We start from the raw sequence: 15,998 nt of genomic DNA on the forward strand, positions 1-15,998 counted from the left end.
CCAACGCGGGCGGCAATGGCAACTCCAACGCGGGCGGCAATGGCAACTCCAACGCAGGCGGCAATGGCGACTCCAACGCAGGCGGCAATGGCGACTCCAACGCAGGCGGCAATGGCAACTCCAATGCAGGCGGCAACGGCAACGTGAACGCTGGCGGTAATGCTAACGTCAATGCAGGCGGCAGCGGCGGAGTTACTGCCGGTGGCGATGTAAATGTCGACGCTGGCGGCGGTCTCGGACTGGGAGTCGATTTGGGGCTTGGCAGTGGTAATTCCAACGCCGGTGGTAACAGCGGTGTTGATGCAGGCGTCGACGTAGATGCCGGAGGCGGTGGCCTCGGACTGGGGATCGATTTGGGGCTTGGCGGTGGTAACGCAAACAATGCCGGGAACGGCAATACCGGTTCCGGAATGAACTATGGGGGCGATCAGCCCGACGGCACTTGTAACGGCGTCCCCAATTGCGCGAGTGGGCCAAATCCTAATGGCTCTGCAGGAGCCGATAGCGGCGCAGGATCCGGCGGCCTCGATCTGGGAATTGATCTGGGGCTTGGCATTGGCAATTCCAGCGCCGGTAGTAGCGGCGGTGTTGATGCCGGTGTCGACGTGGATGCAGGAGGCGGTGGCCTCGGACTGGGAGTTGATTTGGGACTTGGCAGCGGTAATTCCAGCGCCGGCGGCGACAGCGGTGGTTCCGCTTCAAATGGAGCGGGCAGCACCGGCGGTTCCGGCACTAACGGCACGGGAACTGGTAGCGGCGGCGGGGTCGGCACGGGCGGCAGTTTGTTAGGTGACGTCGTCAACGGTCTTCTCGGCGGTCTCAGCGGTGGTCTCGGAAATCGCGGCGGAAGGCAGAACTGATAGAGGTGCGGTTGTAACTATCGCTTTTCAGGAACTATCGGTTTTCTGTCGAATTATTGTCATTAACATAAAATAGAGTGGTCTTCGATAAGCAGGTCCGCGTGAACCGCGGAGATATCGTTGAAGACCATTCTATCTTTCCTAAAAGACATGACTTCCGGGCGTTTGCTCGCGGCGTGGGTACTGGCATTGATCGGGGCCCTGGCGCTAAGCCTCGTCGGTGCCGGCGAGGACGTTGAACGACAACTTAGCAATATACGCGCGGATATGCTGGAAAAGCCGGCAAGCGGTCAGGTCATCATAGTAGAAATCGATGCCAAATCGATGCAGGCGATCAAACGCTGGCCGTGGCCGCGGGAATATTATGCCAACGCCGTGGACAGGTTGAATGACGCGGGCGTGTCGCAAATCGCTTTTGATATCGACTTCTCTGCGCGCTCATCCGAAGCACAGGATCGGATGTTTGCAGAGGCAATCGACCGATCCGCTGCCACGATCATCTTGCCGACATTTCGCCAGCGGGCTTCGAACGAGCGATTGGACTTTGTCGAGAGCGTGCCTATCGACATCCTGAGAGAAAATGCATTTCTGTCATCTGTAAATATCCATCCCGACGATCTGGGGCAGTTGAACCAGTATAGCTTCGGTACAACAACCGCCGGCATTGCCCGTCCCTCGCTTGCGAGTATGATCGCCGAAGTTGGTGGTAATATTGACGACAGCTTTGCGATCGATCAAACCATTGATCCGGCGACAATCCCGCGGCTGAGTTTCGTGGATCTCATAAACGCCGACACACCGGTGTCGGCGTTACAGGGGAAAAAAATCCTTATCGGCGCAACCGCGATAGAATTGGGTGACCGCTATCCGCTGAGCCGCTTTGGCGTGGTTCCGGGGGTGGTCGTTCAGGCGTTGGCTAGCGAAACTCTGATACAGGGCAGCAGTCTCTCCAGTGTGGGGGCAGTCCCGGCCTTTTTCGTGGTCGCGATGCTGCTGCTCATATCCATCGTCAGCGGAAAAATCTCTCCCGAAGGATTGATCCGCATTGCGTTCGTGTCGTTTCTGGCGCTGACGTCGATCCTGTTTTTGGTCGAATATCTCGACCTTTTCACATTTTCGATCGTCCCCGCCATACTCTTCCTGACGGCATATATGGCGCTACAGAAGTTCCTGATTACGGCAAAGGCTTTGAACACGAGTAAATATATTAATAGTATCAGTGGTTTGCCAAACGAACTTATCATACTTAAGGATATAGCTGCCGCACCATTTGATTATATTGTAACGGCCCGGATTTCCGATTTCCGGGAGTTGCTGGTTTTGACCAGTGAAATCTCACGACGGGATATGTTCCAGAATATCGCGAGCCGCCTAAATTTCCTCGCGCGGGACGAACAGATATATCATGTTGATTCCGACATGCTCGCATGGATAGTGAAGAAAGAATATTGCGACGACATCCCGGGGCACTTCGCGACGGCCAGCGCGCTGCTGCAAGCGCCGGTCATGGCCGAGCAAACCCGGCTGAAAATCGGTTCCACATTCGGAATTAGCGGCGAAAGCCTGGATAAATCCCGAATTGCGTCGGAACAGGCTTATGCTACCGGAAAGAAATGGGCGTGGCACGATCAGGAATTCGACGAGGCAATCGGTCAGAAACATGATCTGCTTGTCGAACTGGACCAGGCGATCGAAGCCGGGAAACTGGATGTGGTTTACCAACCTAAATGGGACCTCAAGTCCAACCAGCTGGACGGCGCCGAAGCGCTAGTGCGATGGAGCCATCCCGAGCGGGGCATCATCAGTCCCGCTATTTTCATTCCGATGCTGGAAAATGCCGGACGGATCGACGGCCTGACTTATTTCGTTCTTGGGCAGGCTTTGGATGACGTCGCCCGCTGGGGTGTTCGGCGGTCAGGCCTGACCTGTTCCGTCAATATCTCCGCGAGGCTGCTGGGCGATACAGGTTTCGTCGAGAACGCGATCGGGATGGTCGACAGGTCGTCTGTCGATAACCGCCAGATTGTGTTCGAAGTGACAGAAACAGCCACGATGGCCGACCCCGAACAATCCATTGCAGCGCTGAACCTGATCAGGGATGCCGGAATCCGGATATCCATAGACGATTATGGTACCGGACAGTCGACGATGAGCTATTTGCAGCGACTGCCGGTAAACGAAATCAAGCTGGATCAAAGCTTCGTCAAGACAATGATCACCGACAAAGCGAACCGCGTGATGGTACAGTCCACCATAAAAATGGCCCATGCTCTGGGACTAAAGATTGTCGCCGAAGGAATCGAGGATAAGCCCTGCATGGCCTTGCTGGCCCGATACGGGTGCGACATCGGACAAGGCTGGCATATCTCCAAACCGGTGGCCTCCGATATATTTGAGTCGGATTGGCTAGCGAGCGGAATTGAAGTGACGCGATTGTCGGCCTGATCTGGTTTCAACTTTTTAGGAGCAGGATGTTTATGTGGTTGGATGTCCGCGAGAAACTGGAATCGAGCAACAACGTTCGCTTTATCCGTGCTCGTTATTGAATGCGGTCAATCCCTTAACGGACGATTTTCCGCAGGTCCCGAATATGTCCAATTGCCATCGTTAGCACAGCTGAAGTTTATGCCTGATAGGCGCTGATTCTTGCGTATAAAACTGCACTATAAAAATTGCGGGGTGATCTCCAGCTCGACGGAATGTTCACTCGTCGCATTTCTGATTGCGCGATCTACACAATATATCATCAGAAACATGGCGTGCCTGGCGCGAGCATTCTACCAATCCCTGGGAGAATGGGTAGCGCTCTAAAAGTTGCGGCAGTGCCAGACAGTAAATCCGGCTTGTACTTTCAAGTGCCAGGTCGAGCGCAAATGGCTGCAACACCGGTTCTGCGGGATTGCGTAAAGCCTTGACCAGTGAGAGAAATGGCAGATCCGCCAAACTTGCTTGAGCTTGTCCTCGGGCGTCCACCATGACATCAAATCTCGCAGTGCCATCTTCGGTGTCCACCTTGATGGCTCCATCGTCCGTTTGTGAAAATTCAGCATCTTCTTCAGTTGCCACAAGTTCGAGCACGCCAGCATCATACAGGGCGGTGATGCGAGCGAGGGAAAGATGCGGCACGGCAGCATAGCAATCGGCAAACACCGGCATAAGGTGATCGAGAAAGCGCTGATAATCTGTTTCTGTCAGCTCTCGCAATATATGGTCAAATGCCTCGTGACCGCGCAGCAGGGCATAGCGATGCGCAATTGTTTCCTTCCGGCCCAAGGTCTCCCGCGATTCAGCCAGATCGCGTTTCACCGCTCGCAATCCACCAGCTTCGCGTCGATGGGAGAAATAGGCAGGCGCGAACCCTTCCACCGTCCTCGCCGTCTCGGGCAAGCGACCCAGATAGTCGGGGTCGGCCGCATCCAGTTCGTCGCACAGTAGCGTGAAAACGCGGTCCAGCAGGCCGTCCACTCCTCGGGCAATCTCTGCGTCTATGGCCTCCTGGGTCAGGCAGACGAGCGGCTCATAGGGAAAGGGGTAATAGAAATCGCCCTCCGGCATAATTCCCATTTTCGACACCATAGTGATCCGCAGCCTGTTTTCCCCATCATTCGGCACCCAGCTGATCCGGCTACCGCTTTCTTCGAATTGGCCACGCGCATGACCAAGCGCGATTACAATGTCTATCGCCGACAGCGACGAGCCAAGCACGCCTATGTCATTCTGTTCCAGCTCGGTGATATTTGTGTAGGGCCAGGGTGAAACCAGATTTGCTTCATCGATATGGGGAACGTCAGGCCAGCTGTGACCCGAAGCAATTACGACTGCGTCAAACTGCAGACTTTTGACAGACTGGCCGGATTGATATTGAACCTTAGCCTTCCCGCCGTTTGCGGCCTCGATATCGACCACAGGGCATTCCGTAAGCACATTGATTACGTGACCAGCATCGCGTGCATTCTCGCACAAATCCTCAAATTGCGAATGGAGATACTCGCCGATCAGCACGCGCGGGTAGAATGCGCGGGCAGTCAGGTCATGCGCCGACAATTCCCATTCGCCAAGTTCGCGCTTTGGCCGGTCCTTGAGCCAGTCTACCAATGGCCGCACGGGGGCAGGGATTTCCCGACTGAAAGCGTTGCAAAGCATATAGTCGCCATTCAGGGAAGGGTCATAGGGCATGCCCGTTCCCGCACAGGACGAGGCTTCGAAAATGGAAATGGCAAGCGCCTCGTCACTGGCCGCTAGATACTTCAGCAAATAAATCGCCATCGGGCCGCTGCCCACGATTCCGATCTTCCGCAAGGCTTTCATCCTTTCCGCAACATGAAGCACCGTCCGGCGCAACACTGTCTCGCGGACAGCGCTGCGCCGGACGTTAGAAAAAGCATTCCATCAAACACTGGCCGGTGGCACGCTAGCGGACGTCAATCGCAGTTGGCGATGGCCGCGAGCCGGTCATCCGTCCGGCATGATCAGTGTTTTTGTTATAGTCTGTTAAGCAAGGTCGCGAACATCGGGTTCACGATCGAAGAAACGCAATGCGGCATTATCGACGAAGGAAGCGCCTGTATCCGTGACGCCGTCAGCATCTGCAGGGACATGGCAATGGTCGAGGAGCAGCCTGGCGCCTTCATCATGGCCGATGGCCTTGAGATGCGCCCATGCGTCGCAAACAAAGTCGACCGCAGCGCTGTCCGTTGTCAGCTTTTCGGCCGCCTCCTTGGTCAGAACAAGGGCAACTGCATCCAGAAGCACCGACGGCGTGCCGGCCAGCTGGCCGTCCGCCTCGAGCGTGCCGCCGTCCACCTTGATCCCACCGATCTTTGGCGCGATCAACATTGCTGTGCCGCCCTGGGCCTCGATCTTCTTTTTCAGCCCGTCGATGGTCTTCTTGTCCGAACCCTCGGCGAACAGGATACCAACCTGGCGACCTTGGAGGATATTCTTGGCGTTTTTCTGGATGGAGAGGGCGTCCGACAGATCGAGGTCTACCGGTTTGCGTGCCGGTTTGGCCGCTTTTGGCAGATCAATTGCCAACCCGTTGGCGATCCGTTTGGCGAGGTCCACATCGATATTCCTTAGCTGGGCAACCACGCGCTCACGAACGTGGGGCAGGGTGACTTTCGACAATTCAAAGACAATGGCGGAAGCGATATGCGCCTGTTCGTTGTCGGTCTGGGAGAGATAGAACATGCGCGCCTGACTGAAATGATCGGCGAACAGTTCTCCACGGGCACGTACTTTCTCGGTCGGGTCATTCCGCTCGGCATTCTCTCTGAACGAGCTGAAGCCGGTTTCCGGGCATTCACGAGGACCTCCGTCCTCACCCGCCTCGGCCAGGCTGTTCGGCTCATAATTGGCGCGGCCGGTGGGGACCATCGTCTGCATCAGGCCATCACGCTGGAAATTGTGCATCGGGCATTTTGGCGCATTGATCGGAATCTGGTGGAAGTTGGTTGTGCCAAGACGCGACTTTTGCGTGTCGAGATAGCTGAACAAACGGCCTTGCAGCAGCGGATCATTCGAGAAGTCAATTCCCGGAATGACATTTGTCGGCAGAAAGGCTGCCTGTTCGGTTTCGGCAAAGAAATTGTCCGGGTTCCGGTTAAGGGTCATCTTGCCGATGATGCGAACGGGAATTTCTTCTTCCGGTATCAGCTTGGTGGCGTCGAGCACATCATAGGGCTGCTTGGCCGCCCATTGCTCGTCAAATGTCTGGATACCCAGTTCCCATTCCGGGAAATCGCCCGCGTCAATTGCGTCGTGCAGATCACGGCGGTGATAATCGGGATCGGCGCCGGAAATCTTGACGGCCTCGTCCCACGTCGTGGATTGCATACCAAGCTTTGGTTTCCAGTGGAACTTAACGAATGTTCCCTTGCCCTCTGCGTTGACAAAACGGAAGGTGTGAACGCCGAAGCCCTCCATCATCCGCAAGCTTCTTGGCAGTGCACGGTCGGACATGGCCCACATTATCATGTGCATGCTTTCCGGCATCAGGCTGATGAAATCCCAGAATGTATCATGGGCAGAGGCCGCTTGCGGATATCCCCGGTCGGCTTCAGGTTTTACCGAGTGGATAAGATCGGGAAACTTGATCGCATCCTGGATGAAAAATGGCGCCATATTGTTGCCGACCAGATCCCAGTTTCCGGCTTCGGTATAGAATTTAACGGCAAATCCGCGAACGTCGCGCGGCGTGTCCTTGGAACCTTTAGATCCTGCTACCGTCGAAAAGCGCACAAACAGAGGGCAGCTGTTGCCTTTCTTCTGGAACAGCTCAGCCTTGGTCAGCTCGGGGATTGCTTCTGTCACCTCAAATACACCGTGCGCTCCGGAGCCGCGGGCATGCACGATACGTTCGGGGATGCGTTCATGGTCAAAATGGAATATTTTCTCGCGAAGCACGAAATCCTCAAGAAGACTGGGGCCTCGCGCACCGGCTTTGAGACTGTTCTGGTTGTCGGAAATGCGATGCCCGAAATTGTCGGTCAGATGGGCCGCGCCATCACTATGATCGGCATCCGGTTTAATCTGCTGATGGGTTTCACCGCCAGTAGCCCGCTGTTCTTCTGCGTGGTCGACACGACCGCTGCCGGGCTGGATTTCATGAAGTGAATTATCGAGGGCGGGGCTGCCTGAACCTGATGGCTTTTTCGATTTGGACGGGGATTTGCTTTTGGTCATTTTATCACTCCTCAGAATGTTCGCGGATCATTGCGATGCAAACACGAAACGACCCTCGTCGAATTCCGTTCCCAAAAATGATTGGTGAAATTTTGGGGAAAGTCTTTTTTCGCAGCGGTGGGTTCAACCAAGATTGAAGGAGTGTGATGACCGAGCGCTTCAAAAAATATCAGGTGCTGCGGAACGATCGGGTCGGTCGCACGTAAAACAGTGATGTAGCCTGCGACATTGAATCTCAAATACAGAGCTATGGTTGCCGCCGCTGGCTGATCTGCGGGCATCATATTGCCAATAACGGAAGGACGCCCCGTAAATGGAAATCACCGAGTTGAGCGTGAATGGCAAAGCCCATAAACTGGAAGCCGATAGCAGAGTGACCTTGCTTGATGCACTGCGAAACCATCTCGGCCTGACCGGAACCAAAAAGGGTTGCGACCATGGACAATGCGGCGCTTGCACCGTGATCGTCGAGGGGCGCCGGATAAACAGCTGCCTGACGCTGGCCTGCATGCATGACGGTGACGAGATCACGACGATCGAAGGCCTCGGTCAACCGGACAATCTGTCCGCGCTCCAGTCGGCCTTTGTCGCCCATGACGGATTCCAGTGCGGATATTGTACGCCCGGCCAGATTTGTTCGGCCACGGCTATGCTCGAGGAAGCCAAAGTGGGATGGCCGAGTTTTGTCTCCGACGATCTCGAGGGTCCAGAGGTGCTAAGCAATGAAGAAATTTCGGAGCGGATGAGCGGAAATTTATGTCGCTGCGCTGCCTATCCCAATATCGTCAATGCGATCCGTCAGGTTGCCGGAGAAAAGTCATGAAGCCTTTCGCATATTCAAGAGCTACCGACCGTGCCAATGCAGCAGAGGCAGTGGCGAACAATGCGACCTTCATAGCGGGCGGAACCAATTTGCTCGATCTGATGAAGCTCGAGGTGATGACACCCGACAAGCTGGTCGATATCAACCGGCTCGACCTTTCCGAAATCACAGAGACCGACGACGGGGGCTTGCGGATCGGCGCGCTGGTAACGAACAGCGATTGCGCCGCCGATCAGCGTGTCCGGCGCGATTATCCGGTGCTCTCGCGAGCGATATTGGCGGGGGCAAGCGGACAGCTTCGCAACAAGGCGACCACCGGCGGCAACCTGTGCCAGCGGACGCGCTGCTATTATTTTTACGATACGGCGATGCCGTGCAACAAGCGTGAGCCGGGTTCTGGCTGTCAAGCACTGGCAGGCTTTAATCGCATCCATGCGATCCTCGGCGCGAGCGATGCCTGCATCGCTACCTATCCCGGAGATATGGCAGTGGCGATGACGGCGCTGGACGCGCGGGTCGAGATTCAAGACGTTGACGGTGATATCAGGCAGGTCCCGATCCAGGATTTCCATCTTCTGCCGGGCGATAGGCCTGAGAGGGATAATATCCTTCAGGCGGGCGATTTGATCACCGCCGTGATCCTTCCGCGTCCGGCTGAGGGAAAGCAGATATACCGGAAAGTCCGCGACCGGGCATCTTATGCCTTCGCGCTCTGCTCTGTCGCTGCGATCGTGAAGATGGATGGTGAAACCATTGCAGCTGCCGCGCTGGCCTTTGGCGGACTGGCGCACAAGCCTTGGCGTGACGAAGCCGTCGAAGCTCTACTGATCGGCGAGAAGCCGTCAGCAGAATTATTCGGCAAGGCGGCCGATCGGTTGCTCGCCGAAGCACAGGGTTATGGCAGCAACGATTTCAAAATCCCGCTGACCAGACGGGTGCTGATCTCCGTCTTGCAAGAAGCCACCAAAACAAGAGCAGCCGCATGACCGCGCATCATAAAATGGACGAAGCGGACACGCGCAATCGGCTCGACGATATGGTGCAGGGCCTGGTCGGGTCGCCGATGGATCGTCCGGACGGACCGCTCAAGGTTTCCGGACAAGCAACCTATGCGCACGAATGGGACGTGCCGGACATGCTATTCGGAGTGCTGGCTCGGGCAACCATCTCCAAGGGCCGTGTCACCGATGTGGCGAGCAGCCCACTAATCGGTAAAGACGGCGTCCGCGCGGTTATCACCGATGACCGTTTGCTGAGACGGCCTGCACAAGGCGGTGCCGATGAAGCGCCGCCGCAGGGTTCGAAACAGGTCGACTATTTCGGCCAGCCCATCGCGCTGGTCGTTGCCGATACTTTTGAACAGGCTCGCCATGCAGCCAATATATTGAAGATCAGCTATGAGACGATGGCTAATGCTGCGTTCGACCCCGAGGCCGATGACACCCCCACTGACAAGCCGGAAGATGATCAGCTTGATCAGGGCGATCTCGCCAAGGCGATGGCCGATGCCCCGTTCACCGTCGATCAGGTCTATCGCACACCGGGTCATAACAGCGCCGCGATGGAACCGCATTGTGCGATCGCTAGCTGGAAAGGCGACAAGCTGACGTTGCATGGCAGCTATCAGATGCTTAATTTCAACATCAACGAACTGGCCGATGCGCTGCATATCGTGCCGGAGAATATCCGCATGTTGTCGCCCTTCGTAGGCGGCGGCTTTGGCTCCAAGCTGGGCATTTCACCGGAGGCCGTAGCTGCGGCGCTCGCTGCCAGGGAAATCGGCCAACCGGTCTGCGTTGCCTTGTCGCGTCCGCAGGTTTTCGAAACCACCATGCGCCGGTCGGAAACCCGGCAGCATGTCCGACTGGCTTGCGGAGAAGATGGCGTTCTGACCGGTCTGGGCCACGAATGTCTGGTGTCCAACCTGCCCGAGGAAGAATTTTACGAGCCGGTCACCCAGGCGACCCACTTCATATATGGTGGCAAAAACCGGAAGCTCGGTATCGAGGTCGCGAGGATCAACCGAACTTGCGGTGGCTCGGTAAGGGCCCCGGGTGAGGCAGTCGGCATGCAGGTTCTGGAAAATGCCATGGACGAGCTTGCGGAAGCGGCGGGCATTGATCCGGTTGAACTCAGGCGGCGCAATGTTCCTGACCGCCATCCGGAGCAGGACATTCCATATTCGTCCCGTCGGTTTATCGAGGCGCTCGACGAGGGCGCGAAACTTTTTGAATGGGACAAGCGCAACAAGAAGCCGGGGTCTCTGCGCGAAGGCGACTGGCTGGTGGGTCATGGCATGGCCGGCGCCGCAAGGGTCAACATCCTCTCGGAAGCGAAAGCCAGAGTGACACTGCTTGCAGATGGCAGCGCCGTGGTCGAAACCGACATGACCGACATCGGCACTGGAACCTACGCGATATTGACGCAAATTGCCGGAGACATGCTGGGCTTGCCGGCAAACAAGGTCCAAACCAAACTGGGTGACACCGATTTTCCGGCAGGGCCGGGCTCGGGTGGATCGTGGGGAGCGTCTTCTGCGGGGTCAGTCGTGTTTCTCGCATGTGAGGAAATCCGCAAGAAGCTCGCCGACAAGTTGGGCAGCGACGAGGCAGAGCTGACGCTTGAAAATGGCGCGGCCGGCACCGGAGATGCTTTGCGATCCTATCCGGACATTCTGGACGGACAGGAAATCTCTGCAATCGGCCATATCGAACCGGGCCAGACGCTGGAAGAGATGCAGCAGGCCACTTATGGTTCCTATTTTGCCGAAGTCGCAGTCAATGCGGTGACAGGTGAAACACGGGTCAGACGGATGCTCGGAGTATTTGGTGCCGGCCGAATCCTGAACGAGAAGACCGCGACTTCGCAATGCTATGGCGGCATGATCTGGGGGATAGGCAGCGCTCTGACCGAAGAGCTGGTTTTCGATGATCGAGACGGACATATCGTCAACCACGATCTGGCGGAATATCACATCCCGGTCAATCTGGACGTCCCGCAAATCCAGGTTGTCCTGCTTGAGGAACGAGACGAATGGGCCAGCCCTATTCAGGCCAAGGGGATTGGCGAACTGGGTATATGCGGCGCTGCGGCTGCGGTCACCAATGCGATATATAATGCGACAGCTATCCGCGTTCGTGATTATCCTGCCACGCTGGACAAGTTGCTTGCAGACTTGCCGAGCCACTAAGCCTGTTCGCTAGCCGCACGTCGTCGGAAAGCAGATGGCATCAAGCAGAGACAGCGATTTTCCTGTGTCCTTGCCTGATGATCGGCCGCATGTCTGAACTACGAGGTTTGGTTGGTCTGAGATAGATTTTAAACCACAACTTGTCAGGATCAGGCAACGCGCTGATCGGTATAATGAACTCTGTGTGCCAAAAATCAAGGTACGGCGTCGGGATATCGGGGGGAGGCTTTCCCGGTAAGATATCACATGGCTGGATTGATCATTGTCGCCGGTTCAATTGCCGGTCAATGGGCCGCTCGATGTTCACCGGTTCTTCAACGGACCATGAACTTCTGGGTCGGGCTGGTGGTTCGCGGATTATTGCAGGTGCTGGTGCAAAAAAGCGGAAAGTCGCTGTCACCGCAGCGCCTGATCCAGACCTATATCAGCATCGAACAGGGCATTCCTTCGCCCGCTCTGCCGAGTTTATGCAGGGTCCGGTTATTCAGGCTCTGGTCTGGGCGCGGGTGCCGGGTAATATTGTCTTCAGTATCGGTGCGGCCGGAGCCTTTGTGATCGGGATGCTGTTCTTTGGTGAGTCGATGAGTATCATGCGCATTGCCGCGGCCTTGCTGATCGTCGGCGGACTGGTGCTGATGAAGCTCGCGACGCCGTCCTGATTTGTAGCGAATTGGCGTTATTGACCGTTGGGGATCGCCGAAGAAAATTGGTTTGATATTCATGTTTTCGATGTAATGGAGCCTTTGGGAGCGGTTCAAGCATGATGACATTTTTCGGTTTTATTGTGGCTTTTGCGCTTATTTGGTCGATGGCCGGAAAAATCAGGCGGCTTGAGCGTCAAACCGAGCTGCTGGAAGACAGTCTGGCAGATATCGTCAGCAACGCAGCGGCGAAGCTTGCGGACAGCCTCTCATCACGGCCCGAATCTCAGACGGTTGAAACCGGAGAAGCCGGCCCCTCCACAATGTCAAAAAGCGCGACGTTCGAAGAAAACGCAGTGGCCGATAATGATGTTATCGAGAATCCAGACGCTGATATGTCAGCGGCCTTGCCGGAGCAGCAGTCCGAATTTCGGCGTGCAAAACGCATCGCCAGCGTAGCCAAAGCAGCAGGCAGTCCCGTTACGGAATCAGAAATGGTTCAGGCCGATAACCTCGCTGACGATACCGCCGCTAACGATGCGCCGACAATTGCGGACAAAATGGTTGTGGAACAATCGGAAAACTCCGCGACGGAGGATGCGGTTGAGCAGGTTGGAGAACCTCTGGCTGTCGAAAGCGTAGAGGAAGAATTTTCTCAGGAAGATGCGCCGCCAAAATCCAGGGGCATATCCTTCAGTTTCGAAGACCTGTTCGGTCGCCGCTTGCCGATATGGGCTGGCGGAATCACTTTGGCCATCGCGGGCGTATTGATCGTCAAATATGCGATTGATGCGGGTATCTTCGGCCGGATTTTCACGCCAACCGTGCAGATAATATGTGGCCTGCTGTTTGGCAGCGGATTGATTGCCGGAGCGGAAACTGCGCGGCGATACGAGGCTCGTGTTCAGGATCCGCGCGTCGCGCAGGCGCTCTCGGGCGCGGGTATCGCGACCCTCTACGCAGCGGTTTTGATGGCCAGCAATTTCTATCAATTGATCAGCCCGCTGACGGCATTCATAGCCTTTGCGGCAATCACCGCTGCGGCGCTCGGACTCTCGATACGCTTTGGCCCGCCGACAGCACTTTTGGGCCTCGCTGGCGGCCTTGCCGCTCCGGCGATGATCGGCGGGCTCGATTCAAACGTGTCGTTGCTCGCGGTCTATCTGGGACTGACGATCGCCGGCATGGCGGGTGTGTCCCGGATGCAGCGTTGGCCGATGCTCGGATTTGCCGCGCTCGTCGGTGGGGCAGGCTGGAGCCTGTGGATGATCCTGGCGTCCAACGCGCTCGATGTGATCGGCTCGCTTTCGGTTGGCGGCTTTGTGATATTGCTGGCGATCGGATTGCCACTATTGGTGATGCGCGGCCCGCGTGCAGCCTTGATGCGTAGCGCGGCCGCCATCGTAGGTGCCGCGCAACTCGCTATGCTGGTGGCGCTGGGCGGATTCGAGCCTCTGCACTGGGGGCTTTTTGCCTTGCTCGCGGCGGCGGGCCAATGGCTCAGCTGGCGGGAAAAGGGCTTTGAAATCGTTCCCACTGTCAGTCTGGGCACCTCTGTCATGCTGCTTGCAATCTGGGGCGATGCCAGCGCCTTCTGGTTCACGCTGATTGGCGGGTCTCTGGCTGTGATACACGCCGGGCCGTTGCTGTGGAAAATGTGGAGAATACCGTCACGGGTGCAGGATGCTCTTGAACTGAGCGGCCTTGCGGTGGCTATCCCGGCCCTATCAATGATCCATTTCTATCTGTTTGATGGCAGCCGCGACATACTGTTTGCCGTCCTGACCTTCGCCGCCACCCTGATTCCGGCGGCGGCTGTGGCAACCGGTTGGAAATCGGAAGGCCGGAACGGCGACACCCGGTTCATGTGGCTGACCGCGACAAGCGGAATATTGCTGGTGGTGGCTCTCTGTTTCGCGATGCCGTCATGGTTGTGGTCGCTTGGTCTGGCAGCCGTTGCAGCAGGTCTGTTGCTCTTTGGAGAACGAGCCCGCGACCACCGGCTGGAACCCGTATCCGCGATATTCGCCGCAGCGACTTTCCCGTTGGCACTGATCACCATGCAGGGCGACACCAGTGAACTGGTCCGGCTGGTATCCGGGAATGAAGTTGCGGTCGATATTCACAGCGTGATCCGCTGGGCCGGTTTGACGGCATTGTTTCTCGTCTTCGCAATGCGGGCGTCGATCGTGAACGTCCGCCATCTGGGATTTTCTGCGACTGGGATATTCGCCTATTTCACGCTTGCTCAGATTCTTCAGGGTTGGGCATTGCCGGTAGGCCTCGCGCTAATCGCTGCGGCGATGCTATTTGCCGGACTGAAGCAGAAAGAACCGGTCGCTGAAAAGATCGCGGCTGCCTTCGCTCTGGCGACTATTCCATTGCTCGTGATCACCGGTGACGGCCCGATCGACGAATGGACGAGATTATTCGGCGGGACGGCTGAATCCGGAGCGGTCATTGCCGCACTGCGCTGGGCTTCTCTCGCCGCGCTTGGCGTCCTGTTCGCCATGCGCTCGCAATTTGGGCTGCTCCGCATAGCGGCACAAATTGCGGCAACATTGATGGCTTATGGCGCGATTTCGCAGATATTGCCGGTATCGCTGTTACCACTACTCGCTCCAGTCGCAATGACCGGTCTCGCGATCTGGACGCGGCGGCTCTCCTGGCCAGAATTGGCACCGGCTGCGGGCGTGTTGGCCTTGTTCGTTATCGGCTGGGCAATGTTGCCGGTCTGGCTCTGGTTGACAAATGCTTTGCCGGCTTTGGTTGGACAGCCAATGACGATCGTTGACCCGTCGCTGACAGTTATGATGATAGTGAAACAATTGCTTTTGCCTGCTTTGCTCATCGGGTTCCAGCTCTGGTATCTGCGGGATCGCTTGCCATCACTCGTTCGCAACGGCGCAGCGGCGGTCGCTTCGGTCATGGCCTTGGTCAGTATCCACAGCCTGTACCGGATCGGGTTTGCAAATATCTTTGGCACTGACTTTGTTGAATGGGGACTGTTGCAGCGTTTGATCTGGGAAGCATTGTTAATCGCCGCCGGCTGGCTGATCTATCGATTTGTCCAGAGCCGGTTTGGCCAGGACCAACTTTTGCAGAGAGGCGCTACCGCGCTGGTTCTGGCAGGCAGTCTGCACTGCGCGTGGTTCACTCTGATCCTGCACAATCCGCTCTGGGCCGCGCAGGCGGTGGGTAGCATGCCAATTGCCAATCTGCTGGCCCCGGCATTCGCTCTGCCGCTCATCGGGATATTATTGCTCCGGTCCACTAACCCGGATCAGAAACTGCTTGGCGAGAGACCTGTGCAAGCGATCAAGATGATCCTGATCCTGTTGTTCGCCTGGGCTAGCTTGCGACAGTTTTTCCATGGATCGTTGCTGGTGGCACCGGGCGTTTTCGACGCCGAAGATATCTTGCGGTCTATTCTCGCAATCGGGCTGGCGATCGGCTTCCTGCTTTGGGGAATCCGGAGCGACCAGCGCGATTGGCGGATCGCATCACTGGTCCTGATATTGCTCGCCGTCGGCAAAGTATTTTTCTTTGATGCTTCTGGACTGGAAGGACTGACGCGGATCGGTTCTTTTGTTGCCTTGGGCTTCAGCCTGATCGGCATTGGCTGGCTGTACAGTCGTCAGTTGGGCAGGGATGCCGTTGCCCAAAATTCTGCTGCGGAGGACCCAGAGCGATCCTGACGCAAAGCGACGGTGCTTCAACCCTTGGATAGCGATTGATCTGCTGAGATGTCGTCCAAAACCGCCTTCATGTCGCGGAATCCTATCGAAGCTATCACCGTC

General features: G+C 56.6%; 9 protein-coding genes and 1 pseudogene. 7 read left to right on the forward strand and 3 right to left on the reverse strand.

The features are described 5' to 3' along the window. Positions 1–860, forward strand: a pseudogene (locus AACZ86_RS05875) (hypothetical protein); the annotation flags it as partial. A 150-nt stretch (positions 861–1,010) separates the two neighbouring features. Further along, positions 1,011–3,305, forward strand: coding sequence for an EAL domain-containing protein (locus AACZ86_RS05880; protein WP_339690285.1), 2,295 nt, complete (start codon positions 1,011–1,013; stop codon positions 3,303–3,305). A gap of 258 nt (positions 3,306–3,563) precedes the next feature. Here AACZ86_RS05880 and AACZ86_RS05885 read toward each other — a convergent pair whose 3' ends face one another. The 3 genes from AACZ86_RS05885 to AACZ86_RS05895 form a co-directional block, all read right to left on the reverse strand. After that, positions 3,564–5,159, reverse strand: a complete 1,596-nt coding sequence (locus tag AACZ86_RS05885) for an FAD/NAD(P)-binding protein (RefSeq protein WP_339690288.1) — start codon at positions 5,157–5,159, stop codon at positions 3,564–3,566. Positions 5,160–5,351: 192 nt separating this feature from the next. Beyond that, positions 5,352–7,544, reverse strand: coding sequence for a catalase (locus tag AACZ86_RS05890; protein WP_339690290.1), 2,193 nt, complete (start codon positions 7,542–7,544; stop codon positions 5,352–5,354). A gap of 11 nt (positions 7,545–7,555) precedes the next feature. Then, the gene (locus AACZ86_RS05895) at positions 7,556–7,828 is read right to left on the reverse strand and encodes a hypothetical protein (RefSeq protein ID WP_339690293.1); all 273 of its coding nucleotides are present in this window, start codon (positions 7,826–7,828) and stop codon (positions 7,556–7,558) included. 29 nt (positions 7,829–7,857) lie between these two features. Here AACZ86_RS05895 and AACZ86_RS05900 point away from each other — a divergent pair, with 29 nt between their 5' ends. From AACZ86_RS05900 to AACZ86_RS05920, 5 genes are all read left to right on the forward strand, one after another. Further along, complete coding sequence (locus AACZ86_RS05900; RefSeq protein ID WP_339690296.1) at positions 7,858–8,367, forward strand: 2Fe-2S iron-sulfur cluster-binding protein; 510 nt, start codon at positions 7,858–7,860, stop codon at positions 8,365–8,367. Continuing rightward, positions 8,364–9,353 (forward strand): xanthine dehydrogenase family protein subunit M, encoded by a 990-nt coding sequence (locus tag AACZ86_RS05905; protein ID WP_339690298.1) that lies wholly within the window; start codon positions 8,364–8,366, stop codon positions 9,351–9,353. The genes AACZ86_RS05900 and AACZ86_RS05905 overlap by 4 nt, the downstream gene beginning before the upstream one ends. Continuing rightward, positions 9,350–11,557 (forward strand): xanthine dehydrogenase family protein molybdopterin-binding subunit, encoded by a 2,208-nt coding sequence (locus AACZ86_RS05910; RefSeq protein WP_339690300.1) that lies wholly within the window; start codon positions 9,350–9,352, stop codon positions 11,555–11,557. The genes AACZ86_RS05905 and AACZ86_RS05910 overlap by 4 nt, the downstream gene beginning before the upstream one ends. 287 nt (positions 11,558–11,844) lie before the next feature. Further along, complete coding sequence (locus AACZ86_RS05915; RefSeq protein WP_339690302.1) at positions 11,845–12,216, forward strand: hypothetical protein; 372 nt, start codon at positions 11,845–11,847, stop codon at positions 12,214–12,216. A gap of 101 nt (positions 12,217–12,317) precedes the next feature. Then, positions 12,318–15,896 carry a DUF2339 domain-containing protein gene (locus tag AACZ86_RS05920; RefSeq protein WP_339690303.1) on the forward strand — a complete coding sequence of 1,193 codons (3,579 nt, stop codon included), beginning with the start codon at positions 12,318–12,320 and terminating at the stop codon, positions 15,894–15,896. Positions 15,897–15,998 lie beyond the last annotated feature (102 nt).

This window comes from uncultured Parasphingorhabdus sp., assembly GCF_963975735.1.
GTDB lineage: Bacteria > Pseudomonadota > Alphaproteobacteria > Sphingomonadales > Sphingomonadaceae > Parasphingorhabdus.